The sequence below is a fragment of the Allorhizobium sp. Av2 genome, assembly GCF_021462805.2.
Taxonomy (GTDB): domain Bacteria; phylum Pseudomonadota; class Alphaproteobacteria; order Rhizobiales; family Rhizobiaceae; genus Allorhizobium; species Allorhizobium vitis_G.
This window is the reverse complement of record NZ_CP192696.1, coordinates 399,643-424,086: the sequence shown is the minus strand read 5'-3', so window position 1 is coordinate 424,086 and position 24,444 is coordinate 399,643. Positions and strand designations below refer to the sequence as shown.

The window sequence follows — 24,444 nt, the reverse complement described above, 5'->3', positions numbered from 1 at the left end:
AAGGACCGTAAAGGGTGAGCAGCACAAGACAAATGCCAGATCTTCAAGCCGATCTCGACCTCATTGCCGAGGCAGCTAGACAGGCTGGCGAGGTGGCGCTGACCTATTTCGGGGCCGATCCTGATGTCTGGTGGAAAAACGAGGGCCAATCACCGGTCAGCGCAGCAGACTATGCCGCCAACAGCCTGCTGGAAAAACTCCTGCGCGGCGCACGCCCCTCCTATGGCTGGCTTTCGGAGGAAAATGACGACGACGAAAGCCGGCTGAGCCGCGACAGTGTCTTCGTCATCGACCCGATCGATGGTACCCGCGCCTTCCTGGCCGGTCAAAAGACCTGGTGTGTGTCCGTCGCGGTCGTGCATCGTGGCCGACCAGTGGCCGCCGCCCTGGTCGCCCCTGCGCTTGGCGAAACCTTTCTGGCGACCGCCGAGGGCGAGGCAAGTTTGAATGGCAAAGCGATCACGGTCGCTGACCGCCTGCCCCACCAAAGTCTGCGGGTGGCGACGCCTGCCGAATTGCTCAAGGCCTTTCGGGACGGCGTGCGTGAGCGGCTGGAACGGGTCGCCCATATTCCTTCGCTCGCCTATCGGCTGGCGCTGGTGGCGGACGGGCGGATCGATGCGACACTGGTGATGAAAAACTCCCATGACTGGGACCTGGCTGCGGCCGATCTGGTTCTTGAACGGGCCGGCGGGGCGCTGACCGACATCCACGGCAAGCCGCTGCTCTACAACCGGCCGCAGGTGCGCCATGGCCACCTTCTGGCTGGCTCGAACGCCGTCCTGCCGGAACTGCTGGCCGCCTTTTCGGCTGGGCCGGAGACTACACCGGACAAGGGCCGATAAAATGCAGGATGAACAACCCAGTGTCGGCATGGCAGGTCGGGCGGCGGCGGTTGACCTTGCTGTAAAAATCAAGCAGATGACATCTGCGGGACAATGATGATGGAAAAGATGAGATGACCGAGACAAGCGATAAGAAACAGCTTCTACATCTGGTGTTCGGTGGTGAGTTGAGCAATCTGGCCGAGGTTCAATTCCGTAACCTTGAAGAGTTGGACATCGTCGGGATCTTCCCTGATTATGCAACCGCACTTTCCGCATGGAAAAGCAAAGCGCAGCAGACAGTCGACAATGCCCATATGCGGTATTTCATTGTGCATATGCATCGCCTGCTGACCCCTGGCGAACAATGAGATTGAGGCTCGAAGCGTCATCTTCCATGGCGCTTCGGATGAAGCATAGACTTGACTGACATTGGGTGCCGCCTTGAACCATGAGGGTTTGCGGATAAAAACACGCTTGACGACGGATCACGGCCTCGCAGCCATGACCCTCTGGCGTATTTAGGGTTGGAGAAGGATGAGCGCATTGGCACGCATCGCACTGACCGCCTATCGCTGGGCAGGGATCGTCGCCTTTCCGTGTGCAGGACTTTTCCTGTCCATTCGCGCTGCCAAAGGCAAGGAAGACCGCACCCGGCGGCTGGAACGGGTCGGCTACGCCGCCGCCAACCGGCCGCGCGGGCCGCTGGTCTGGGTTCATGCCGCCAGCGTCGGCGAGATGATGGCGGTGACGGCCCTGATGCGGGAGCTGCGTCGCTGCGAGATCAATGTTCTGCTGACCACGGGTACGACAACCTCGGCCCAGATTGCCAGTGACCGTCTTCAGGACGGTATCATCCACCAATATGTGCCAATCGATGCCCTGCCCGCCGTGCGCCGGTTTCTGGACTATTGGCAGCCGGACATGATGATCGGCGTGGAATCGGAAATTTGGCCGACCATGCTTCAAGATCTGCATGACCGGCAGATCCCACAGATCCTGGTCAATGCCCGAATTTCCGACCGCTCCTTTGCCCGCTGGCAGCGCCATCCCAATGTGGCGTCCTCGCTATTTTCCAAGCTTGCCATGGTCGTGGCGCAATCGGATGTCGATGCCGAACGGTTCCGCGATCTCGGCGCCTGGCCGGTCAGCGTCTCCGGCAATATCAAGGTGGACACCGATGCTCCACCATGTGACAGCAGCCTATTGGCCAGCTATGAGCGGCAGATTGGCCATCGCAAGACCTGGGCGGCTATTTCCACCGCCGAGGGCGAGGAAAAGATCGCCGCCATGGTCCACCGCGCCCTGAAAGCCCATATGGGCCAACTCAGCATCGTTGTTCCGCGCCATCCCGAACGGGCCGATGTGATCGAGGCGATGATGATCGAACAGGGGCTGACGGTTGCCCGCCGCAGCCGCAACGATCCGATCACGCCGCAGACCGATGTGTTTCTGGGCGATACGATCGGCGAAATGGGCCTTTATCTGCGGCTGACCGATATTGCCTTCGTCGGTCGCTCGATGATGAAGGAAGGCGGCGGCGGCAACCCGATGGAGCCTGCCGTGCTGGGCTGCGCGGTCCTGAGCGGCCCGCATGTCGAAAATTTCCGCGAAAGCTATCAGCGCCTGGTGCGCCACGGTGCCGCACGCGTGGTGCGCGATGCCGAAACCCTGGCGAAAGCCGTGCATTTCCTGATGAATAATCACCTGGCGCGTCACAAAATGTCTGATTCCGGCATGGAAGCCGTGCAGGACATGCGCGGCGCACTGACGGCGACCATCAAGGCGATGGAACCCTATATCAATCCCTTGACCGTCAAGGCGCGCCTCGAACCGAAGACGGCAGCGGGCGAATCACAGGAAGCGGCATTGTGACCGATGATCTTGCCCGACCGGCCTCTGAAATTCGCGGCATCCTGTTCGACAAGGACGGCACCTTGCTGGATTACGACGCCAGTTGGGCGCCGGTGAACCGGCAACTGGCGCTGATGGCCGCCGATGGCGACCAGACGCTGGCCGATCAATTGCTCGGCGCCTGCGGCATGGACCCCGAAAGCGGATATGTGGTTCCCGACAGTCTGTTGGCAGCAGGCAATGCGCGTGAGATCGCCGAGGGCCTGGCCAAGGCGGGCTCCCCCTTCGACGCTGATTATCTCACCGAAGCGCTGGATGCGATTTTCGCCAATGCCGCCGAACTGTCCGTGCCGGTGACCGATCTTGGCGCGCTGTTTGCCAAGCTCAAGGCACGCGGCCTGAAGCTTGGCATCGCCTCCTCCGACAACGAACGCTCGATCCGCGCCATTGTCGCGCGGTTCGGGCTTGCACCGCATGTCGACTTCATTGCCGGTTACGATAGCGGGTTCGGCTGCAAGCCGGAGCCGGGCATGGTGCATGGCTTTTGCCAGGCGACCGGCCTCACTCCCGCAGACGTAGCGGTGGTCGGCGACAATAATCACGACCTGTTGATGGGCCGCAACGCCGGAGCCGGGCTTTCCATCGCCGTGCTGACCGGCACCGGATCACGCCTGACGCTGGAAGCCGGCAGCGATTTCTGCCTGAACGACATTACCGAACTTGAACAGGTTCTGGGTTGAGGGGCAGCCGATGAAGCTGCTTGCACCCTCTTTTTGGTGGAGAAAAACAGGCTTGCCTGCCCTGGCGCTGTGGCCGCTGTCTTTCCTCTATGCCCGAATTGCCGCCCGGCGCATGCGCGGGTCTTCAGCCTATGCTCCCGCTGTCCCGGTGATCTGTATCGGCAATGTCACGCTTGGCGGCGCTGGCAAGACGCCAACAGCCCTGGCACTGGCCAAGGCCGCCCTTGCCATGGGCCTGAAGCCCGGCTTTCTCAGCCGTGGCTATGGCGGATCGGTCCGCCGCCCGACGGTGGTCGATCCAGCCCAGCACACCGCCAATGATGTCGGCGACGAACCGCTGCTCCTGGCCTCGGTGGCGCCGACAGTGGTGGCATCGCGGCGCCGCGACGGGGCCAGGGAACTGGAACGCCAAGGCATAGACCTGATCATCATGGATGACGGATTTCAGAGCGCGCAGATCCGCATCGATTGTGCCGTGGTGGTGACCGACAGTTACAAAGGCGACGGCAATGGTTTTGTCTTTCCCGCCGGGCCATTGCGGGCGCCGCTGGCAATCCAGTTTCAAAAGCTGGACATGCTGCTGGTGGTCGGCAAGGGCGATGCCGCCATTCCGCTGGTGCGGCGGGCCGCACGCATGGGCAAGCCGGTATTGACCGCGCAGCTTCAACCCCTGCCCGGCCCAAACCTTAGGGGGCAGCGGGTGCTGGCCTATGCAGGCATTGCCGATCCGGAAAAATTCTACCGGACCCTGCGTGAAATGGGTGGAGACATCGTCGTGGCCAGGGGGTTTGGCGATCACCAGGCCTTATCCGCTGTGGCAATTGCCGAGCTGATCGAAGAGGCTGAGGCCAACGATCTTCTGCTGGTCACGACCGCCAAGGATCAGGCCCGGCTACGGGGTTCAAGTCGGGGGCGCGCAAGTCGGGGTGGCGCGCGACAAGACCGAGCAGAAGAACTTCTGGCTAAATCCACCGTGATTGAGATCGAGATGATCTTCGATGATCCGGCTGTGCCAGCACGGGTGATCGACCAGGCGCGGGATCGATTTCGCAGGTCTCGGTAGCGCAAGCCGCATTGCCAGCGCACCGGGTCTGGCCGCTTACCGCTTCTGGTTTGGCAGGTTGCCGGCGCGCTTTTCCGCTTCGAGCGAGGCCGCCGCATCGACATAGGCTTCCTGGCGGTCGACGCTCCAGTATTTCAGCTCATCAATGGTGATCGGCCGTCCGGTGATGGCGCAGACCACGTAGGAGCCGGGAAAGGTGATCTGGAAGTCCGCATCCAGGTATTTCACCGTGGCCTCGCGATTTCCACGGCTTTCGAAGCGATTCATGGAGTGGTCCTAACTCTCTTCTTGTTCTTGTCGTTTTGTAATTCCTGCACGTTCCGTGCCAAACCGGCAGTCGCATGCCGTCTATAAATGCACACAAACTGCCCTTGCAATCAACCGTCAACTGCGCCCGAACAGCCGCTCGATATCTGACAGTTTCAGTTCAATATAGGTCGGACGCCCGTGATTGCATTGGCCGGAACCGGGCGTTTCCTCCATTTGTCGCAGCAGCGCATTCATTTCCTCGATCCGCAGCAACCGACCGGAGCGCACCGATCCGTGGCAGGCCATGGTGGCAGCCACATGTTCCAGCCGGGCAAACAGGCTGCCCGCCGTCTCCCATTCGGCAATTTCATCGGCCAATTGCCGCACAAGCCCCGGCACATCCACTTCGCCCAGCATGGCAGGTGTTTCACGCACGGCAATCGCTCCCGGCCCGAATCGTTCGATGGCAAGGCCAAGCTTGTCGAGGTTTTCGGCATGTTCCATCAGCCGGTCGCAGTCTTCTTCCGGCAGGCTGATGATCTCGGGAATGAGCAGGCCCTGGCTGGGCAATCTGCGCCCCGATAGCGCCTTGCGCATATCCTCAAACACCAGACGCTCGTGGGCGGCATGTTGATCGACGATTACCAGTCCGTCCTGCGTCTGGGCAACGATATAATTGGCGTGAACCTGCGCCCGCGCCGCGCCGAGGCGAAACGAGCCACTTTCCATCGCCATCGCCACCGGCTCCGAGATCTGTGAGGGCGAGACATGCGCCTCCGCCCGCGCCGCGGGCATCGCCAGACCATCGAACCGGCTCTGACCCCCATCAAGCGGCCTGTGTGGAGACGTATCGACGCTCCATGCTGAAGGCTGCGGCGGGCGCGCATGATAGGTTGGCGCATAAGAATTGTTCGCAGCCGCCTGCGCGCCTTCGGCAAAACCGCCATTTGCACCAGGACGAAAGGCCCGCAGCATGGCATCGGCCCCCGCCGTGGACGACCGGTCGCCTTCGCGCGTCAAGGCCTGGCGGATCGCCCCGACGATCAGGCCGCGCACCAGGCCTGGATCGCGAAACCGAACATCCGACTTGGCCGGATGGACGTTGACATCGACCAGGGCCGGATCAACCGTCAGCGCCAGCACCGCCACCGGATAGCGGCCATGCGGCACGGTTTCGGCATAGGCGCCGCGAATGGCCGACAGGATCAGCTTGTCCTGCACCGGACGGCCATTCACGAAGGCATATTGATGGGCGGAATTGCCACGGTTGAAGGTCGGCACACCGGCAAAGCCGCCCAGATGCACATCCTCGCGCTCAGCGTCCAGCGCAATGGCATTGTCCCGAAAATCGGGGCCAAGCACCTGGGCAATCCGGGCGAGATGATCGTCGCCGGTCGACGGCAATTCCAGGGTTGAACGGTCGGAGCCGGACAGGACGAAGCGGATCTTCGGAAAGGCGATGGCCATGCGCTTGACCATTTCGGTAATCGCCGCAGCCTCGGCTCTCTCGGTTTTCAGAAATTTCAGCCGGGCCGGTGTGGCAAAAAACAGGTCACGCACCTCGACCACCGTGCCGGGATTGCCGGGCGCCGGGCGCACCTCTCCAACCTTGCCGCCTTCCACCGCGATCTGGAAAGCGCTGGCGCTGTCTGCTCTGCGGCTGGCAATGGTCAGGCGCGCCACCGAGCCGATGGAGGGCAGCGCCTCGCCGCGAAAACCGAGGCTCTTGATGTCCATCAACGAATCACTGAGCTTGGAGGTGCAATGACGGCGAACCGCCAACGCCAAATCCTGCCCATCCATGCCGCAGCCATTATCGGTGATGCGCAGCAGCGCCTTGCCGCCACCTGCGGTGGCAATCTCGATGCGGCTTGCCCCGGCATCGATGGCGTTTTCGATCAATTCCTTGGCGGCACTGGCCGGACGCTCAATCACTTCGCCAGCGGCGATCTGGTTGATCAGGGTTTCCGAAAGCTGTTTGATGCTCATACGCTTATTGTCGCCAATTGTCGGCCAAGAAGAAAGTCCGGCAAGGGCACAATTCACCGCGATCTTCCCTAACTCTCGCCCCTGTCATTAAGGGGGCATTAATCGAATACCAATAGGCTTAATTCAACTTTAATCGTTTTTGATCGCGGCCGTCGAAGAAAACCGCTGTTTTGGTTGGCGTGACCCACTCCTGCACTGTTTGGTATCATCAAGGCACGACGAAAACGCAAATAAGTTTTATATGCTGCATATTTCTACCGGGAGTCGATTCCGATCCGGCTGGCCATGCAGTAAACATGGGTTGGTAGGATAATGCGGCCGATGCTTATCTTGAACGAGATGCAACGCCTTGGAGGCGAAGATGCATAAGCAACCGGGCGACAGGCAGGCAACGGACCGGACCTGGGCAAGCGCCCTGGTTCTGGAGCATAGCCTTCTCGATGCCGTCTGCGATGCGCAGGGCAGCGCGGTTCTGGTTGTCGATAGCGACGATATTATCGTCTATGCAAGCCCGCAATTGCTGAACTTCTTCGAAATTCCGGAATTCTACCTGCAAGCGGGCACCAGGCTGCGTGACTGCCTGGGCGCAATTTACGATCACTGCATCCGCGCCATCCTGTCCTCCAACCCTCCGTCAAGAGAAGAGTGGCTGGCCGAGCGGGTTGCGTCCCATTGGCGCGAGCGTTTCGAAACACTCGACAGAACCGTGAAGAAGCGCACAGTGCGCCAGCTCAATCGACGGCTCGCCAATGGCTTTGGCATTTGCGCGATTTCCGATATTACCGAACAGAAAAAGCGCGAAGAACAATGGCGCATCGATCTGGAACGGGTCGAAGTCACGGAAAATATTCTCGACAGCCTGCCGCAACCGGTCATGGTCTGGGATCGCCAGCACATCGTGGTTGGCATCAACAAGGCGTTCGTCGCCATGATGGGGACAAGTGAAGACGCCATTCTGGGCCGCCCTGCCGCAGATCTGCTTGAAAGCCGCTTCCTCGCCAGCTTGCAGCAGGCTGAGCAGCAGGTCAGTGTTCGCGAGCGCTTCATCCGGATTGCCGATCCCGGCTCGTCGCAAGCCGCACCCGCTGCTTATATCAACCGGATCGGCAAGACCGACCGCAGCTTTTGCGTGGTGACCTTTGCAAGCGTCGACGGCGCCGCCCATCTGCTTCGCCCAACGATCCGGGCGGAAAGCAGAAACGCACCAAGCCCGGCAGCCCACATCACCTCACCGCTATCTCCGCCGCAAAAGCAGGCGCAACCGGCAACCGAGCCTCCACGAGAAGACAGCCTGCGGCAACGTGTGTTGATTGCCAGCAGCGATCCGATTTTCCTCGCAAATGCCGTGGGCGCATTGCCGCAAGAGGCAAGCGATCGCTGCATCGTTCATAGCCCTTACGAATTGCGCGCCGTCATTGAACTTGCCAGATCGCTGGCCATGTCCATTGACCTGATCATTACAGACAGAGCCATGTCTGTCAGCCGGGAGCAGCTTGCACTCGATGATACGACGCGAACCCTCGTCGCTGACCGCAACAGCGTCGCAGCGCGCCTGACCCAGCATCTTCAGCCACGGGCCGCGACCTCTGCGCGGACAGGGTCTCACCCGGCAGGCATCGTCCGCGCGCCAAAGAAGACGGTGGACATCCTTGTTGTCGAGGACAATGAAGTCAACCAGATCGTGTTTTCGCAAATCCTCGAAGGACTTGGCCGCAGCTACAAGCTGGCGGTCAACGGTGCGGATGCCCTAGCGATCTGGCAGGCCGAACGTCCCGCCATCGTGCTCATGGATATTTCGCTGCCGGATATCAATGGCATGGATCTTTGCCGCCTGATGCGGCAAAGGCAGCGGGCCGGAGATCCCCGCTCGGCCATTATCGGCGTGCTGGTGCCAGCCTTCGACCATGACCGGGGCCGGTGCCTCGACGCGGGCATGGACGATGTCATCGTCAAGCCGCTCAGCCCCGACATGATCGAACAACTTCTGGAGCGACATCTCGAAACAAGCCGTCATGCAACGGCGTGATGGGTTAAAGCATCGGGCAGAAATCGAAATCAGCACAATGCTCACTTTTTGTTTGGGCGTCTGAGTTTTTCGAAAACCGTTTCTTAACATTCGGTCCGATGCTGTCTTCGACACCAATGCGGGTTATGCCGAAAAGTCAAACCGCATCAAAGATAACAACCGTCTGACTGGTTGAATGTGAACCTGACGGTTTCGAGTTGTATGCAGTAAATCACGGGTAAGAATCCACAGTCCCCCTCGGCTAAACGCTAGAATTTTATTAATTTTTTATGCGCATGGTAGATCCGTGATCTATGACTTTTTTTGGGATAATGAATGGGTGCGGCCAACACCATAGTGCCAGACATCGATCAGGGAGAAGCCAAGGCTTTTACCGATCCGCTGACGGGGCTTGGCAATCACCATAGGCTGCAGGAGCGAATCCGCAGCCTATCGGCGGAGCGCGCCGCCGATCCCGCACCATTTACTGTGGCTTTGGTCAATCTGGACGGTTTCAAGCCAATCAACGACCTTTTCGGATCCTTGGCGGGGGATGAAATCCTGTGTCAGGTCGCCCATCGTCTCAAAGCCTGTATTCCCGATGGCGCCATTGTTACCCGTCACGATGGTGACGAGTTTGCCGTGGTCCTGCCGCTGATTTTCGAACAGATCAGCGCCGAGCGGATCGGCAATCTGATCAAGGACGTGCTATCAGCGCCCTACGACCTCGGCGACCGTAATGTCCGGCTTTCGGCTTCGCTGGGCTTTGCAATCTTTCCCTTTGCCGGAGACGATTTCGAGACGCTGATGAAGAGTGCGGAGACGGCTCTTTATCGCTCAAAACGGCGCGGACGCGGCCAGATAACCGTCTATTCGCGAGAAATTGCCCAGGAAATGCGCCGCTCCACCCAATTGGAGCAGGCCCTGCGCAATGCGATCATCAACGATGCCGTCGATACCCATTTCCAGCCGATCGTCTCGCTTGTCGATGGCAAGGTTCTGGGTTTCGAAGCGCTCGCCCGCTGGATCGATCCAGATCTTGGCTTTGTTTCGCCAGCGATCTTCGTACCACTGGCCGAGGATAGGGGCTTTATCGACACGCTGTCGGAAACCCTGTTGCGCAAGGCTGCGGAAGCGGCGCTGACCTGGCCGCGAGAACTGTTTTTGTCCTTCAACCTTTCCTCCGTGCAATTGACCGATTCCAGCACGGCCTCACGCACGCTGTCCATCATCAACAGTGTCGGCCTCGACCCGTCGCGGCTGGAACTGGAGATTACCGAGACCGCTGTGATGAGTTCCGCCGACATGGCCGGGCGGATCATCGCCGAACTGCGCGCGGCGGGCGTGCGTATCTCGCTCGATGATTTCGGCACCGGCCAATCCAGCCTTGGACGCTTAAGGGAATTCACCTTCGACAAGGTCAAGATCGATCGGGCCTTCGTCTCGGCAATCACGACCGACACCACCTCCGAACATATCGTCCGGGCGATCATCACCATGTGCGAAGGCCTGAATCTGCAAGTGGTGGCGGAAGGCATCGAAACTCTCAGCGAAGCAACCCGGCTCCTGGCCTTGGGCTGCACCATGGGCCAGGGCTATTATTTCGGCAGGCCCGCCGATGCGATGGCGACGCTGCGCTATCTATCGCGCCAATATTCCGACTTCGCCGCTCGCAGGCAGACGGGGCCGTTTTCTGGCTATTGAGTAAGCAGCCGTCAATTACTCTGGCCGCTCGCAGACCGCCGATAATTTATTGCCATCGGGATCACGGACATAACAGGCATAGAAATGCGCATGAAAAGGCCGCAGACCCGGCGCACCTTCATCTGAACCGCCATTTGCCAGTGCCGCCGCATAAAAAGCCTCGACATCCGACCGGCTAGCAGCATTGAGCGTCACCATGGAACCATTGCCGAAGCTGGCGGCCCTGCCATCATAAGGGCTGACGAGCCAGAACCGGCATCGCACATCCGATGGCGCGCCATAGCCGATTTCGTCTTTTTCCGTCACCCGGCGGATGAAGCCAAGCGCGCTGAGGCAGCCATCGTAAAACCGTCCGGAACGCTCCAGGTCGTTGGAGCCAAGCGTGAGATAGAGGAGCATTGACTATTCCCGCTCAATCCTGATCCTCGTCAGCCGTAGCATCCTCACGCGGATCATACGGCATGGGTCCGTCGTCTTCCACTTCATGACCCAGCGCATTGCCGGACCGCCTGCCCTTGAAGCCCTTGGCAAGCAAGAACATTTCAACCGATTCCTGACGTGAAGACGCGGGCTTGATATGGATGACCTGCTTGAAATTCTGCTTGAGCATGTTGAGCAGGTCTTTTTCCGTGCCGCCCTGAAAGGTTTTTGCCAGGAAATGCCCGCCTTCAGCGAGAACTTCCACGGCGAAATAAGCGGCCACTTCGCAGAGATGCATGGTGCGAATGTGGTCGGTCTTCTGGTGGCCGGTGGTGGGTGCCGCCATGTCGGAAATCACCACATCCGGCACACCGCCGACCGCTTCCATCAGCAGGGCGGGCGCCTGGGGGTCGAGAAAGTCGAGTTGCAGGATCTTCACGCCCGGCAATTGGGTCATTTCCAGAAAGTCGATGGCCGCAACCCGGATGTCACTATCGGTGGACCCGGTGACATTGGCGGCAATCTGCGACCAGCTGCCGGGTGCAGCACCCAGATCGATAATGCGTCGGGCGCCTTTGAGAATATTGTGCTTCTCATCGATTTCCAGCAGCTTGAAAGCCGCGCGCGCGCGGTAGCCCTCCAGTTTGGCCCGCTGCACATAGGGATCGTTGATATGCCGCTCCAGCCAGCGCCGCGACGACGCTTTCAACTTGCCCTTCTTGACCTTCTGGCCCAGTTTTCGTCCAGTGCGGTTGCCGCCAATAGGTGGTTTGGTCATGCTTACTGCTCAACTCCTGACAGCGCCCTGTGCATCCGCACTTCGATCCGCTGTAACACTTTTATGCCTCAATATTACGTCCGGTCACAAATGCGGGACACGATCCCGGCTGCCCGGCGGGCGTCGCGTGCGATTGCGTCGCCAGACACCGTCATCGGCCATCATGTCGGTCAACAGCCCTTCTCTCAAGCCCCGGTCCGCCACCCGCATGCGGCTGGAGGGCCAACGCCTGCGGATCGCTTCCAGAATGGCGCAGCCAGCGAGAACCAGATCCGCCCTGTCCGGGCCGATACAGGGATTGGCGGCGCGGCTCTGGTAATCCCAGGACAGCAACTTGGCCTGCATGGCCGAGACCTCGTCATCGCTCAACCATAGCCCATCGACCCGGCGGCGATCATAGCGCGGCAAATCGAGATGCACGCCCGCCAGTGTCGTCACCGTGCCGGACGTACCGATCAGGTGGAAATCGACATCGGCAGCAGAATGACCAAGCGCCTCGACCGAGGGGCAATCGAACTGATCGAGCATGCCCGCCACTTCGGTAATCATCGCTTCGAACACCGTGGGCGAAACATCGCGCCCGCCATGGCGCTCCGACAGCGTGACCACGCCGACCGGCAGCGAGGTCCAGTGGGTGATGTGATTGGCGAGACGACTGGAGCGATTGTCGCCAATGCGGATCACCGCGATTTCCGAGGAACCGCCGCCGATATCAAACAGCACGACCGAACGGGCTTCGCGTCCAACCAGCGAGGAACAACCGGACACCGCCAGCCGCGCTTCCGTCTCGCGATTGATGATTTCCAGCTCAAGCCCGGTCTCCGCCCGCACCCGCTCCAGAAATGCCTCGCCATTCTCTGCGGCCCGGCAGGCCTCGGTGGCAATCAACCGCTTGCCGCGCAGGTCAACCCCATGCAGTTTGGAGGCGCAAACCTTCAAGGCCTCAATGGCCCGGTCCATGGCGTCCTGCGACAGGCGACCGGTCGCAGCCAGCCCCTCCCCCAGACGCACGATGCGCGAAAAAGCATCGACCACCCGGAATTGGCCGGGCCGGGTCGGCTGGGCAATCAACAACCGGCAATTATTGGTGCCGAGATCGAGCGCCGCATAGAAATCGGCAGGATGGTCGTCAGAAGGACCGTGACCGGAGTGATGGCCCTGGTGCTTTCCATGATGCGGATGATGTCCCTGTCCACCATGTCCACCATGAGCATGTCCATGTCCGCCGTGGCGGCTGCGGCCATGTGGTGCCTCGCCAGAGCCGGCAGCCGACTTCTGGCCCTCCACGGCAGGCGGGCAATAGCTGGCAGAGGCAGGCTTGGCATCCACGCTGCGGCCAGGCTGCAAGGGACGCACCTGGGCGTTCTGCCGGCCCCGGTTCTTACGCCGCTTCCTGGTGGGTTTCCTGGCAGCACCGCCGGTTTCGCCAGCAAGGGCATGTCCCTGGATAGGGGATTCTTTGGTGTGAGGCCCCTGAGGATTAGACCGTTGAGCATTGGATAAACCTGCCTCGCGAGGCGCATGCCCGGCAGAGCCCTGATCACGATGATGATGCTCTGCCTGCCGCTCAGCCTGGGCCACTGTCCCTTGCGTTTCCACGCCCTGATGCGGCACCGCCTGGACCTGCCCCGGCAAGGTGTTGCCACGGCCTTTCCTGCGGCGCTTACGCTTTCGGCCCGGCGCCTGCTGGGCCGCCTGCTGATCTTGTTGTATGGGACGTCGATCCGGCTCGGCCAAAGCCGTCCGGTCTTGCGTCACGGGGTTAGCTGGCGGCCCGGATTTCCGGCCTTTCCGCTTGCCCCGACCGCGCCTCGAGGGCTTGCCCTCGGTACGGTTTGACGTTGACGCCCCGTTTTCTGGCGGAAATCCGCCATTGCCAGGGTCTACCACTGATGTCTTCCATAGCGCCGCGCAAAGTCTGATCAGGAAAATCCAAGAGGAAAGTCCGTTTCAAATATGCCGCTGGCGATCCTTAGATTTTCGTTGGTAAAATTGTAGCAGGCCCGGCAAGCTTCTCCAAACGCTTTTTAAGCCCCTCCCTCTCCGGTCAAGGGAGGCCGAAACCAACGCCACTCAAGGGGCGGAACTGCGACAAAACCGATTTGTCTGAACCGGTTCACTTTTTTTGCAAAAAGACAGTTGCAATCAACCAGCTTTTGTTTATAAGCCGCATCCATCAGACGGCAACGCCGCCCCTGCTGGGGAATAGTTCAACGGTAGAACGACGGACTCTGACTCCGTTAATCTTGGTTCGAATCCAGGTTCCCCAGCCAATTGTTTTTACAGCGTATTCCCTCGTTTTCTCTCAGAACATTTATGGTCAGTTGGAAACTCAGTTGGGAAACTTTGTTCTCCCTTCGAGCTTCCGAATAGCGTTTTCGCCAAGCTCTGGGTCTCTGTTCAGGTAATTGGAATCAAGGATTGAGCGAACGTCGCGCAGGCTGTGGCCGCTGATAGTCGCGATTTCAGCTTCTGTGCATCCGGCAAGCGCAAGGCGCGTGACGGCTGTTCCTCGTAGGTCGTTGAACGTTACACCGACGACGCCAGCCGCCGCGCAGGCTTTGCGCCATGAGGATGAAAAGCCGCCCGAAGTCCATGGCGTACCATCAAGCGTAAGAAGCACATGGCCCACCTTTTGCCGGATCGGGTCAAGCATTGCCTTAAGCGGCCCGCCGACAGGTATCACCACCCGCGCCCCGGTCTTTCCTTGCTTCAGTCGAATCCGCTCACCATCGTATTGCGGCCACGTCAGGGCCAATAGGTCGCCCTGCCTTTGCCCAGTCCAAAGAGCAAGTATTAGCGCCAAATGAAGGTGCGGCGGTGCAGATGCAAGGAAATTGGCTTCATCGTCACCCGTCCAAACAAATTCGGCCCGCGAACCCTGATAGAGCCGCCCACCCTTTTCACAGGGGTTCGCTTCGATGAGACCGCGACCAATCGCCCATGAGAGAATACGCGCCAGAACTTGCCAACCATAATCAGCTTGACGACGAGACGCCCTTGCCCGCTCATCCCGCCATGAGAGAAAGATTGACTTTGCACGTCTGTTCTTGAGGCCGGAAATTGGAAATGTACCGAACTCTTTTTCGATCACCTTGATCAGCTTCACATAGTCGGACTTTGTGCGCGGTGCCAAATCATCCCAATCGGAACTCACCTGGAATGCATTCAGTATCGATTGCAACGTTCCTGCTTGCGGCTCGACCTTGCGAGAAATGGCCGCATTATATGCGGCCATAAATTCGGGATCACCCGGCTTTCCGGGCAGTGGCGGGCCACCTTTCCAGGCGTAGAAGTATGTAACGGGCGTTCCGTCTGCCAGCTTCTTTTTGACCTTATTCAGCCCCTTAAGCTTTACGCGCACGATCCCGCTCCCATACGTCCAATTCAGTCTCAGCAGCTTGAACCGCTTGCGTTGAAATCAGAATGATCCTTCCGTTTTCAACCTCCACCCGGCCCACATTCAGGCCACCGGCTCTTGCCCCATCGATAGCGCGCTTAATATCAACCGTGCGCCAAGTTGCTTGAAGTTTCGCCATCATCTTTTACCCCTCTTTTTCTGGAGAAGGCGCAGGTTGACGCGGCTCATTTTGATCGGGCTGGTGCTGGAGCCAGCTTTGAATGTCGCGATCTGGCCCTTTGCGTGGTAACGGCGTACGGTGCGAGTGGAGCAGCCCAGCTCTGCGGCGATTTCCTTGATACCCAGGGTATCGTCATTTTCGTTTTTCATGGAAAGATCCAGTTCAATGAGATCAAACAGAAGAGTCGCCACTGGGGCGACTCTGCGAAACGAATTGTGGGCTAGTTTTCCACCGGCTCACCTATGGCGAACTCGTAGTTCATCACGAGAGTTTCGACCGGAATCAACCGGTCTCGCACCGTGCGCAGCAAGACAGGCAGACTGAAAATAGCTTCATTTCGAAGCCTTCTCGTTTTTCTGCATTCGCTGTTAGGGTCATTGTTCACGACGAACTCGGATACGATCTCCGCCGCCGTAATCAATGCGTCCGTGTCGAGCCATGCGTCTATGGCCGCAGATTTCTCATCAGAGGTGATGGTTTTCATGCCGCATCGCCTTCCGGCATTTCACAGGGCTTAGGCACAAACCAAAGACACGGCGTCCTTACGTCCTGTTCCAGATCCATGGCGATATCGCCCGCTTTGTCGATGCAACCTCTCGCCCGTTTAAGAAGACGTGGTAATGCCCGAATGATATCTTCAGAGCCGGTGAATTCAGCCATACCGTAAAGTTCGTCGGTCACGAAGATTGCGGCATCAAGAAACGAAATCGCATCGAGATAGCCTTCTACGGCCTCCGCCAATTCAGCCGCACCAAAGGGAAACGCCCTTGCGCCATCGGGTTTTTGTGGTGTATGTACGGTAGTCATAAATGATCCTTTCTGGGTTGTTTTCCAAAAAGCCGACGCGGAGTTTCTCAGGACCGTGCGTCGGCTTTTTCATTTCCTTTTATGTCAATATAAGATGCCCTAAGGAGCAAACGCCTTCTCAGTTCCTCAGCTTTTGGGCCGTTTCGTTTTCCCTTGAGCGCGTCAGCGGCCCATACGCGGCAAACGCCATTTTCTAAGCACCACTTGCTCAAAGATGTACCCTGATAGATAAAGCCGGAACGAACGCGAGCGAGAAGGCTTGCGCCGGGAACAAAATGAGCGATATTCGTTGTCTCTGACTTCATTTTGAAGTCTATGACTACATTAACTATGATTGTCAAGAGTGATGGTTGAACCTGTTCGCGTCTACATCGAGAGGGTCAAGGCTGCATTGGGGGTAACCACCGATGAAGAGGCCGCCAAAAGCCTAGGCATCTCTAAGCAGGCTATTGCCAATTGGAGAAGGCGCGGAAAGATTCCGTGGGAAGTAGAGATCCGGCTTATAAATGCCTTCGGGCCTGACTTCGCCCATAACGAGATAACCAGAGAGGTGGCAACCAACCGTGAAAACGATGTGACATATGCCGCAACCCTCTATGCGTTCTCTAAATTCGAAAAGGATCTCAAAAGAAATCCAACCCTAGATGAGCGCATTTCCATGGGACATCTATTCAGGGAAGCTGAATCAATTGTACGTGAAAAAATAAGAGAAATAGGATTTGAAGAAGAAACCAGCGAAAGCGTGCTCGAAATCCTAATAGAACTTATAGACTTAAAGACAATTACTAAATTAAATAATATACTAGGAAAAATAAATCAAAATTTCTAAAAATATGCTTGTAAATTCTTAAAACAAGAAAAATCAACCATAAGTTGACATTCATTAGATGTTTAGCCATCTATGCCGAGTATCAGTGGCCTCCGGGGGCATTTATGGAACTTTTTCTTTTATGGTTTATCTGCGGAGTAGTGACTGCGATCATTGCCACCGCGAAAGGTCGTAGCGGCGTAGGTTGGTTTTTTGTCGGCCTGCTTATATCCATATTTGGCATCATCCTTATTGCCTGCCTGCCGTCATTGAAGGCGACAGAAACACCATATCTCCTAGAGACGACTCGCGTCCAACCAACCAAGGCTTGCCCGGACTGCGGTGAAACCATCCTCTACGTTGCCAATGTCTGCAAGCATTGCGGATTCCGATTTGATAGTAAGCACAAATAGTCAGAGTGATCTTCGCCCACTCTTAACGTGAGGAAGTAAAATGAGCTGGAAAATAGTGTTAGATGACGGTACTCGCCACGAGATTACCTCGGTGCAAATATCCTACCAAATCGGCACCCCGACACGTCAGACGATCAAAACTGGAACCATTGACGGCGACCCCGATGTTTTAATCTCAGCGTGTACAGATGCAAATGTCTTCGTTGAAGCCCCTAATGGCACCCAGCATCCAGTCCATGTTGAACTGATTAACGGCAAAGCCAGCATTAGTCCCCGCTGACGCAAGCGGTAAATTATTAGGGCTACCGGCCCCAGCTAGTAAACCCGCATAGACTAAGCGTTGAAGCAAGCCGCATGGCTTTAACCTTGCCAGCTTCGCCAACTCGGCGAAGCTACTCCGCATCAGTTCGCCAACTTGGCGAAACGGGAGGAATAAAGCGTTCCCACCGTGAACGCTTTCAGGCCGCCTGCTTAAACCACCCATCGAAGATTTCCGCCGTGAGATAGATGATATTGGATTGCGGCGCTTTATTTCGCTGTTGCCGGATCAATTTTTCAACAGCTCTTGCACACTTATTACTACAATATTTTTTGGGCCGTGCGTTCATCACCTCAAATTCAACATTGCAATGTTGGCATGTGCAAGCCCGAGGCACCCCAACCAAAGGCACTTCACCGCCCTGGCCATGCCTAACGTGGTAGGAACGGCACTTCTCACTGCAATAGATTGCTTTCTTTGACTTCGCGTTGAAATTCTGCTTGCAGACGACGCATGTCTTTTCAAGTTTCATTTGCCTCAAACATGCCCAGGAGCAATGAACCTGCCCTTCATGCAAAGGATGAAAACCCTTACTGCATATCGGGCAATCCTGTTGCTGAAGCTTTCGCTTGGCCTGCCCATAGCAGTTCCTTGAACAATATTTCTGGCTATGGTCATTACGACTGAAGCCACGGTATTGATCGCCGCAATTCTCACAGGTTCGAAGCGGTCGCCGGTCACGATTGATCAGCGAAAATGCGGAAGCCTCGATCCGGCTGGCATGTAATGAGCTGGTAAAATCTCGCTTAACAAGAAAGCTGCGGGCGCATTCATCAGAGCAAAAGCGACCACGCCTACCTCCCGTTATCATATCTTCCGGCATTGGCCCATGGCACCCGGAACATACGTCATAAGCTAAGAGATATTCGGGCTGGCCTTGATCCCAGCTCGGTCGTTTCGCGCCAGTAAGTCTAAGAGCTTCCCCGACGATATTGCCTGCTTCTGTGTTTGAAAGCGACCAGCTGTAACCCTCCATACATAAGGCTGACCTGAGGCCCGTGTGACAAGGGCCTTCATGTTCGAAAGGGCTATAACGCCAGTCCGAAAGAGTATCCATAACCTTGTCTATGACGTGCTTGCGCCGATCTCCCTTGATGATTTGGCGCTGCTTGGTCTTTCTTGACTTGGCCTTGTGCTGCGTCCCCAGGCGTTCGTTGCGCGCTTTCAGATAGTTATCCAAATATGCCATGGCATTCACCCAAACATTGCGTCGATCAGGCCCGCAGACAGCGGAACCTTGGAAACAGGCGGAAGCGTTTTCACGCCATCCGGGACGGACTGGCGTTTCTGGTGGAAACGCAGATAGGCGGCATCCATGGCCAGCAGGGCCGCGACATGACGGGGAGCGATTGGCGCCCCTGTCAGACGGGCATAAGCATCGATCTCGCCATAGGTGATGGCGTTGGGGGCGGAAAAGCCAAAGGACCGGGTTTGGTTTAGATCCTGGAACCAGGACCAGAGGATTTCGGAGCCAACAGGAAGGCGAGGAATGCAGCCGGGTGAGGCCAGTTGCCTTTCCAGCTCGGCACAAAGGCGGGCGTGAAACCGGTTCATTAGATCCTCACCCCCCTGGCCCTTGCATCCCGGATCGTGGCGATGATCTGTGCAGGCAAGGTTTTCTGGAATTTCGCCAATGCCTGTTCGTTGCGAGCAACAGCCTCAGCCGAGGCACCGCGATTATCTATCACCGGACTGAGGGTGATATGGATAGGCGTGGCGCTGGCACTGGCACCGCCAGACGATGTGTTGACCATGGGCGCAGGCGTCACGGCCACCGGCCCGCCATCGGCATAACCGAAGCCGCGCCGCAAGGCTTCCACCCGGCCCACACCACCAAAGCGGCGGACATCGGCTTGACTGAAGACGACTTCGCCCTTGTGGACGATGCCAGCCGGTTCATACTTCCCACCCGGCCCGGTATAGCCGCCGCTGTCAAAGCCCAACAACTTGCCGAAACCGCTAATGATTCCGCTTACCCCCCCGCCGCTTCCGCCTTGGGTTGGCGAGGCGAACAGATCGTTGAAGACCATATCAAGAAGCCGGTCACCGATCTTTTTCAGGGCATCCGAGAAGACATCGGCGGCATTCTTGCCCTCAATGAACCCGTCAACAATGCCGCGTGTAAAACTCTTGTTGAATTGGTTTGCCTCTTCCGCCCGTTGGCGGATTTCGTCCTGCGTATCGCCAAGTTTTTTCGCCTGCACAACCGAGTTGGCGTAGGCCGTGGAAAGCTTATCAACCTCGCTGGATAGCTCTGGCGTGATCTTGATGCCCGCTTCCTTGGCGGCATTAAGCAAGTCCTGTTGAGCAGCGGCCTTCTCAACAGCAAAACCATAGTCGTCAATGAGAGGGTTCAACCCGGCTTGCGCTTCCTGTTCGGCCTGCATGACGGCGATGTGTTCCCGAAGGGATTCCGTCGCCCGCTGGTATTCATCGGGGCTGCTGTTTTTTTTGGAACTGGTGCTGCTGGACGGAACCGTTTGACCGCCGCTGTAACTTCCGGTCGGTTGCGTGGGGGTGCTGATCGTCGGACGCCGGGCGCGTTCCTCCACGATCTGCCGTTCCTCTTCCGCCACCGCCGCCAGTTGTCGCCGGTATTCTTCGATTTGGCCGGTATCACCTGCAACGATAGAATTCTTCGAATCCTCAAACCCAAGGTTTTTCGCGACGGAGGACAGCTTTTCCATGCCCTGGCGTTGACGATCTTGGGTCTCAAGGATCTTGGTTTCAAGATCCAGCCGCTTTTGCCCCAGCTCGGCAACCCGTCGTTCAAGCGTTGCGTCCGTCTGGTTTTGGAAATCGCGATAGCTGTCAACGAAACTCACGAGATATTCGAACGCTTCAACCACTGCCGATTTCAGGTTGCCGCCGATGGTGGCCGCGATCATGTTGAACTTGGCATCGACCTCAACCGCTTTTTTGATGACGCTATCGTCAATGACGATGCCCAGATCATTGGCGGCTTTGATCTGGTCGCGGATGCCCTGTTCACCGCGCCCAATGAGTTGCACGAACTGTTCGCCGCCCGTACCGCCGAACAGTTCGTCCGATATGCGGATTTGCGCAGCCTTGTCCAATTCGCCCAACTTGCCGATGATTTCGGTAAACAGTGCGACCGGATCTTTGATTTTTTCCTTCAGCTCCTGCGCAGAATAGCCGAGGCGCTGGAATGCCTCCGCCCCGGAGCCTTTGCCGGTAATGATGAATTCATCGGCCCGCAGGCTCAATTCCTTCATGCCGTCCGTCAGGGCGTCAACGCTGACCTTGTTTTGATCCGCGACATATTTCAGCTCTTGGAACGCCTTGGTGCTGAGACCCGCCCGGAGCGCTTCCGCGTTCATCTCGGCAAGGCTGGACGTAATTTCACGGAATGCCGTGACCGCACCCGCCACCCCAAGCCCAGCGATGCCACCGGCAATTCCACCAGTAAAAGCCTTGCCAACCGCGCCGATCTTCGTGCCGACCGTCGCCATGGCCTGATTGATCCGTGTTGTGGAGCGGATCGCGTCCTGTTCCATCTGCTTTGTCGCAGATTTGGAAGAGAGTGACATTTCCCGGAAGCGCTTCGCTGTGGTCCCGGAGGCTTTCGCCATATTGCGTTCAAGGTCACGAATGCGCGCCTCAAGAAGCACCACAAGCCGTTCTTCATCATCAGCCATTATGCGTAGCTCCACTCTTCAAGATTGCCTTCGAAATGGTCGTAACTGGAAACGTTGCTGTCACCGGCCGCACACCGGGCCACGGCCATGGCAGCGGCCACCGCGCCGTCGATCCGGTCTTTGCTCTTGCCCTTGTGAAACGAACGATTGCCCGCCGTGTCGGTATGAACCGAGATGTTATCGAAATTCCACCGCAAGACGGGGTGGCCGCCATGGCGGAAGCGACGGCCAAGAATGGCCCGTTCCAACTCTTTCACAGCCGGAGCCATCGTCACCCAGCCTTGCCGCATTTCCACCGCTGGCAGGCCATCGTCCAGCAGGTTGTTCATGATGTTGCGGGCCATGTGCGGATCGAAGGCGATTTCGCGCACATCAAAGCGGGCGCACAATTCGCGGATATGATCCTCAACCGAACGGTAATCCACCACATTGCCGGGTGTCGGAATGATATGTTCCTCTTCCGCCCATGCCACATAAGGCACCTTGTCGCGATCCGTGCGGGCGCGAAGGTTATCCGCAGGGCAGAAGAACCACGGGTGGACGGTGTAACCGCTTTCGCTGTCACCCCAGCAGGCGACAACCGAAGTCAGGTCATTGTTGGATGACAGGTCAACACCAAGCCAGCAGGGCTTGCCCTCAAGGTCATCAAGGTCAACCGGATAATTGCCTTCGTCGTAGACCATCATATCCACGAACGGATCGAGGGAATGATCAAGCCAGATATTAAGGTTGAGCTGCTTGAAGGCTTCCCGTTCTGCCGGGATTTCGGCGGATTCCCGCGCCAATTGGCGCATACCCGCTATGTCGGGATACCCGAATGCCAAGCCCGGATTGGAAGCGTACCAGACGGTTTCATCCTGCCAGTCCGCATCGCGGGGCGTTTCAAACAGGATCGGAAGCCAGCTTTCATCAATGATCTCGCCGCGCTGGACTTTGCGGGCATAGTCATAAAACTCCCATGCGACATTCTCTTGCCCACGGCCCGCCGTGCTGATCACCATCAGCAGCGAACCGGCAACTTTCACAAGCCCGGAGCGGATGGCTTCCCACAGATCGCGTTTCGGCCAGGCGTGCAATTCGTCCACCAGGGCGAAGACAGGTGTATGACCATGGGCCGTTCTGGCGTCGGCGCTGATGGCTTCAAAGAATGCGCCGGTCTTGGGATTGCGGATGCGGTTCTTCGAGTCCGTCAGGTGAAGCCGACCATCCATCCGAGGTTCCGCACCGATGATGTTATAGGCTTCCTGATAGGCAATCCGGGCCTGCGATCTATCCGAGGCCGCAACCATGCATTCGCCACCGGGCAGATTTTCCGGACCGATGGTATGGAGAAGCGCCAGCGCCGCGCCCAGCGAGGTCTTGCGGTTGCCGCGTGGTAGCAGCATGGCGACCGTGCGCACGATCCGGCGACCGTCAGGATGACGCGGGCCGTAGATCCGGCGCACAATGCGTTCCTGCCACGGATCGAGCTGGAAAGCCTTTCCAGGCATTGTCGATTTTGGATGCTTCAAAAGCCGCAGGAATTTCACCGCCCGCTCGCCATAGCCGAACGGATCGTCAATCGGGCTATCGTCAAAAATCCATGACGTCATCGAACATGTCCTTTTGTCCAGGAACGTCGCCGTCGCCGCCGCCCTTCATTTTCGAGCGGGAGCGTGAGGCGGGCGTCAGGCCCAATTCTGCCGACAGGCGAAGGATTGCCGATTGCGCTTTGCCCAGTAGACTGACAGCCGGGTTCTGCTTGAGAATGCCCTTGCCGCTGTCGATCAGCAGGCCATGCTTATCGATGGCCTCTTGCGCCTTGCGGACGTTGAACATGGCCATGACATAGGCATCAACGCTGCCAAACATCGCTTCTGTCAGCATGCGCCGCTGCTTCAAATCATTGGCGACGGCTAACCATTCGGATCGCATTTCGTCCGGGATATGCGACGGGACGCCATCCGGGACTTGCTCCATGCCGCCGCCCTCAATGACGCGCAAATCTGCTTTTCGTCCGCGTGTGCTCATATCGACACCGCCCTGATTTCCCAGCCGCGCTTGCGGCGGATCTCGGTTAAATGTTCAATGCGGAAACGTTTTTCATTAAACAGAATACTATGCGCCATCAGGAGACCCGCGACATAGCGGATGCGGAAAACCGTCAAGTCTTCATCCGTGGCACCGTAAGCGCGGAAGAACCGTTCCGTTCCTGATTCGATGATCTCGGCCCGAACCTTGGCAAAGTCGGACCATTCGGAAATCACTGCGCCGTCAGGCCGCGTTGTATTGGTCGCGACCTGCAATGTGATCAGGGCATCGAGTTTTCCAGACCTCATGACAGCACCTTCACCAGCGTCTCAACCGTGACGATGCCATGCGCCGTTGCCCCGTCCGGGTCGCGCAAATGGCGTGTCGAGGAAATGAAGCAGTCACCGCACTGAAAATCCGGGCCAAGATCCAGGCGACCAGGACGAACCGCAGAGCGGATCGCCCAGCCAATGGCGCGGATACCACTCAGACTTTCTTCGCGTTTCCACACATGGATGGTCGAATACACCCGCACGCGGTCCCGCTTCAGGCTACTACCGTCATCGACAACCTGGACCTCGCCCAGCACGATAGATGGATCAAGCGGCGGCGCGCTTGTGCGATCGACAATGTTTACAGCTGGGACAAGCGAGGTTACTGCCGCCGTGGCGATCAGCCTTCCCCGCAAAGCTACCTGTAGCGCGGTTTCCAAGCTCATTGGCCCTTCCCCCAGTTTTCGCGAACGGATTTGACAATCGCCCGCTTGATCAGGTTCGCGGCGCGCTTCTTGCCGAGGCGATAGGCCGGAAAGAAGAACGGTTGCGCAGCCGTGCCGGGATGTGTGCGGTAGCTCTTGCGCCCCTTCGATTTGCTTTGATGGATACCCGCGCCGCGTTCGGAAACCCGCTGGTTAAAGACGCCGGCTTGTGTGCCGAATTCCACCCAGCGGGCGTAATACGCTTCATCATCCCCGGCATAGATTGTGATCGTCAGCTCGCCACTGACGCTTTGCGCCAGCACCATGCTACCAGCCGGGGCCGTACCCCACGTCCAGCCGATAGAGTTTTTCAGCTTGCCCTCATCTTCCGGGACAAGCGCCCTTGCCAAATCGACAATATCGCCCGCTGCCTTTTCCATGGCGGGCCTCACACCATCGCGCACCGCCTTGGGAATGGCGTTCATGCGCTGTTGCAGTCTGGAAATGCCGCCGTCATTTGCCAT

29 protein-coding genes and 1 tRNA gene are annotated in these 24,444 nt (G+C 57.9%); 12 read left to right on the top strand and 18 right to left on the bottom strand.

Annotated features, from left to right (window positions below; all coding sequences use genetic code 11):
- Window positions 1-32: 32 nt before the first annotated feature.
- The 5 genes from FS819_RS02060 to lpxK all read left to right on the top strand — a co-directional run bounded on the left by FS819_RS02060 (window position 33) and on the right by lpxK (window position 4,481).
- On the top strand, window positions 33-845 hold the full coding sequence (locus FS819_RS02060; protein ID WP_156548529.1) for a 3'(2'),5'-bisphosphate nucleotidase CysQ: 813 nt from the start codon (window positions 33-35) through the stop codon (window positions 843-845).
- 113 nt (window positions 846-958) lie between these two features.
- Entirely contained in the window at window positions 959-1,195 is a 237-nt protein-coding gene (locus FS819_RS02055; protein ID WP_070167566.1) for a DUF4170 domain-containing protein, read from the top strand.
- Window positions 1,196-1,361: 166 nt separating this feature from the next.
- Window positions 1,362-2,699: a lipid IV(A) 3-deoxy-D-manno-octulosonic acid transferase gene (waaA, locus tag FS819_RS02050; protein ID WP_156548532.1), complete on the top strand. Its 1,338-nt coding sequence runs from the start codon at window positions 1,362-1,364 to the stop codon at window positions 2,697-2,699.
- Complete coding sequence (locus FS819_RS02045; RefSeq protein ID WP_234624771.1) at window positions 2,696-3,418, top strand: HAD family hydrolase; 723 nt, start codon at window positions 2,696-2,698, stop codon at window positions 3,416-3,418. The genes waaA and FS819_RS02045 overlap by 4 nt, the downstream gene beginning before the upstream one ends.
- A 10-nt stretch (window positions 3,419-3,428) precedes the next feature.
- On the top strand, window positions 3,429-4,481 hold the full coding sequence (gene lpxK / locus FS819_RS02040) for a tetraacyldisaccharide 4'-kinase (protein WP_156548534.1): 1,053 nt from the start codon (window positions 3,429-3,431) through the stop codon (window positions 4,479-4,481).
- Between the two features lie 36 nt (window positions 4,482-4,517).
- Here lpxK and FS819_RS02035 read toward each other — a convergent pair whose 3' ends face one another.
- Window positions 4,518-4,748 (bottom strand): DUF2093 domain-containing protein, encoded by a 231-nt coding sequence (locus FS819_RS02035; RefSeq protein WP_015915055.1) that lies wholly within the window; start codon window positions 4,746-4,748, stop codon window positions 4,518-4,520.
- A gap of 117 nt (window positions 4,749-4,865) precedes the next feature.
- A complete protein-coding gene (mutL, locus tag FS819_RS02030; RefSeq protein WP_156548535.1) occupies window positions 4,866-6,719 on the bottom strand; it encodes a DNA mismatch repair endonuclease MutL in 1,854 nt (617 codons plus the stop codon).
- A gap of 361 nt (window positions 6,720-7,080) precedes the next feature.
- Here mutL and FS819_RS02025 point away from each other — a divergent pair, with 361 nt between their 5' ends.
- Window positions 7,081-8,745: a response regulator gene (locus tag FS819_RS02025; protein ID WP_156548537.1), complete on the top strand. Its 1,665-nt coding sequence runs from the start codon at window positions 7,081-7,083 to the stop codon at window positions 8,743-8,745.
- 315 nt (window positions 8,746-9,060) lie between these two features.
- A complete protein-coding gene (locus FS819_RS02020) occupies window positions 9,061-10,428 on the top strand; it encodes a putative bifunctional diguanylate cyclase/phosphodiesterase (RefSeq protein WP_156548539.1) in 1,368 nt (455 codons plus the stop codon).
- A 15-nt stretch (window positions 10,429-10,443) separates the two neighbouring features.
- On the opposite strand, the gene FS819_RS02015 is transcribed toward FS819_RS02020, so the two are convergent.
- The 3 genes from FS819_RS02015 to FS819_RS02005 form a co-directional block, all read right to left on the bottom strand.
- The gene (locus FS819_RS02015; protein WP_156548541.1) at window positions 10,444-10,827 is read right to left on the bottom strand and encodes a VOC family protein; all 384 of its coding nucleotides are present in this window, start codon (window positions 10,825-10,827) and stop codon (window positions 10,444-10,446) included.
- 13 nt (window positions 10,828-10,840) lie between these two features.
- Window positions 10,841-11,626, bottom strand: coding sequence for an RlmE family RNA methyltransferase (locus tag FS819_RS02010; RefSeq protein WP_156548543.1), 786 nt, complete (start codon window positions 11,624-11,626; stop codon window positions 10,841-10,843).
- Between the two features lie 84 nt (window positions 11,627-11,710).
- A complete protein-coding gene (locus FS819_RS02005; protein ID WP_409050063.1) occupies window positions 11,711-13,240 on the bottom strand; it encodes a Ppx/GppA phosphatase family protein in 1,530 nt (509 codons plus the stop codon).
- Between FS819_RS02005 and FS819_RS02000 the strand changes: the two genes are divergently transcribed.
- Both FS819_RS02000 and FS819_RS01995 read left to right on the top strand, forming a co-directional pair.
- The gene (locus FS819_RS02000) at window positions 13,148-13,465 is read left to right on the top strand and encodes a hypothetical protein (protein ID WP_409050066.1); all 318 of its coding nucleotides are present in this window, start codon (window positions 13,148-13,150) and stop codon (window positions 13,463-13,465) included. The genes FS819_RS02005 and FS819_RS02000 overlap by 93 nt on opposite strands.
- Window positions 13,466-13,825: 360 nt before the next feature.
- Window positions 13,826-13,899: transfer RNA gene (locus FS819_RS01995), tRNA-Gln, on the top strand.
- Between the two features lie 59 nt (window positions 13,900-13,958).
- Here FS819_RS01995 and FS819_RS01990 read toward each other — a convergent pair.
- The 5 genes from FS819_RS01990 to FS819_RS01970 are packed head-to-tail and all read right to left on the bottom strand — an operon-like array spanning window position 13,959 to window position 16,014.
- Complete coding sequence (locus FS819_RS01990; RefSeq protein WP_060719181.1) at window positions 13,959-14,990, bottom strand: site-specific integrase; 1,032 nt, start codon at window positions 14,988-14,990, stop codon at window positions 13,959-13,961.
- Window positions 14,974-15,168, bottom strand: a complete 195-nt coding sequence (locus tag FS819_RS01985) for a hypothetical protein (protein ID WP_060719182.1) — start codon at window positions 15,166-15,168, stop codon at window positions 14,974-14,976. The genes FS819_RS01990 and FS819_RS01985 overlap by 17 nt, the downstream gene beginning before the upstream one ends.
- Window positions 15,165-15,398: a MerR family transcriptional regulator gene (locus FS819_RS01980; RefSeq protein ID WP_060719183.1), complete on the bottom strand. Its 234-nt coding sequence runs from the start codon at window positions 15,396-15,398 to the stop codon at window positions 15,165-15,167. The genes FS819_RS01985 and FS819_RS01980 overlap by 4 nt, the downstream gene beginning before the upstream one ends.
- Window positions 15,399-15,427: 29 nt before the next feature.
- On the bottom strand, window positions 15,428-15,691 hold the full coding sequence (locus tag FS819_RS01975) for a hypothetical protein (protein WP_156548547.1): 264 nt from the start codon (window positions 15,689-15,691) through the stop codon (window positions 15,428-15,430).
- Window positions 15,688-16,014 carry a hypothetical protein gene (locus tag FS819_RS01970; RefSeq protein ID WP_156548548.1) on the bottom strand — a complete coding sequence of 109 codons (327 nt, stop codon included), beginning with the start codon at window positions 16,012-16,014 and terminating at the stop codon, window positions 15,688-15,690. The genes FS819_RS01975 and FS819_RS01970 overlap by 4 nt, the downstream gene beginning before the upstream one ends.
- A gap of 346 nt (window positions 16,015-16,360) precedes the next feature.
- On the opposite strand from FS819_RS01970, the gene FS819_RS01965 reads away from it, so the two are divergent.
- The 3 genes from FS819_RS01965 (at window position 16,361) to FS819_RS01955 (ending at window position 17,515) form a co-directional block, all read left to right on the top strand.
- Entirely contained in the window at window positions 16,361-16,843 is a 483-nt protein-coding gene (locus tag FS819_RS01965; RefSeq protein WP_234624768.1) for a helix-turn-helix domain-containing protein, read from the top strand.
- Window positions 16,844-16,947: 104 nt separating this feature from the next.
- Entirely contained in the window at window positions 16,948-17,235 is a 288-nt protein-coding gene (locus tag FS819_RS01960) for a hypothetical protein (protein WP_156548552.1), read from the top strand.
- Between the two features lie 40 nt (window positions 17,236-17,275).
- Window positions 17,276-17,515: a hypothetical protein gene (locus tag FS819_RS01955; RefSeq protein ID WP_156548554.1), complete on the top strand. Its 240-nt coding sequence runs from the start codon at window positions 17,276-17,278 to the stop codon at window positions 17,513-17,515.
- A 178-nt stretch (window positions 17,516-17,693) separates the two neighbouring features.
- Here FS819_RS01955 and FS819_RS01950 read toward each other — a convergent pair whose 3' ends face one another.
- From FS819_RS01950 to FS819_RS01915, 8 genes are read right to left on the bottom strand one after another with little or no spacing between them, the layout of a single operon-like run.
- Complete coding sequence (locus FS819_RS01950; protein WP_156548556.1) at window positions 17,694-18,743, bottom strand: hypothetical protein; 1,050 nt, start codon at window positions 18,741-18,743, stop codon at window positions 17,694-17,696.
- 5 nt (window positions 18,744-18,748) lie between these two features.
- Window positions 18,749-19,108, bottom strand: a complete 360-nt coding sequence (locus tag FS819_RS01945; protein ID WP_156548558.1) for a phage tail assembly chaperone — start codon at window positions 19,106-19,108, stop codon at window positions 18,749-18,751.
- Entirely contained in the window at window positions 19,108-21,213 is a 2,106-nt protein-coding gene (locus tag FS819_RS01940) for a tail tape measure protein (protein WP_156548559.1), read from the bottom strand. The genes FS819_RS01945 and FS819_RS01940 overlap by 1 nt, the downstream gene beginning before the upstream one ends.
- A complete protein-coding gene (locus FS819_RS01935; protein ID WP_156548560.1) occupies window positions 21,213-22,805 on the bottom strand; it encodes a terminase large subunit in 1,593 nt (530 codons plus the stop codon). The genes FS819_RS01940 and FS819_RS01935 overlap by 1 nt, the downstream gene beginning before the upstream one ends.
- Complete coding sequence (locus FS819_RS01930; RefSeq protein ID WP_156548562.1) at window positions 22,786-23,223, bottom strand: phage terminase small subunit P27 family; 438 nt, start codon at window positions 23,221-23,223, stop codon at window positions 22,786-22,788. The genes FS819_RS01935 and FS819_RS01930 overlap by 20 nt, the downstream gene beginning before the upstream one ends.
- Window positions 23,220-23,531, bottom strand: coding sequence for a phage head closure protein (locus FS819_RS01925; protein ID WP_156548563.1), 312 nt, complete (start codon window positions 23,529-23,531; stop codon window positions 23,220-23,222). The genes FS819_RS01930 and FS819_RS01925 overlap by 4 nt, the downstream gene beginning before the upstream one ends.
- Window positions 23,528-23,941, bottom strand: coding sequence for a DUF3168 domain-containing protein (locus tag FS819_RS01920; protein WP_156548565.1), 414 nt, complete (start codon window positions 23,939-23,941; stop codon window positions 23,528-23,530). Before FS819_RS01920 ends, FS819_RS01925 begins: the two co-directional genes overlap by 4 nt.
- On the bottom strand, window positions 23,938-24,444 hold the full coding sequence (locus FS819_RS01915) for an HK97-gp10 family putative phage morphogenesis protein (RefSeq protein WP_156548566.1): 507 nt from the start codon (window positions 24,442-24,444) through the stop codon (window positions 23,938-23,940). The genes FS819_RS01920 and FS819_RS01915 overlap by 4 nt, the downstream gene beginning before the upstream one ends.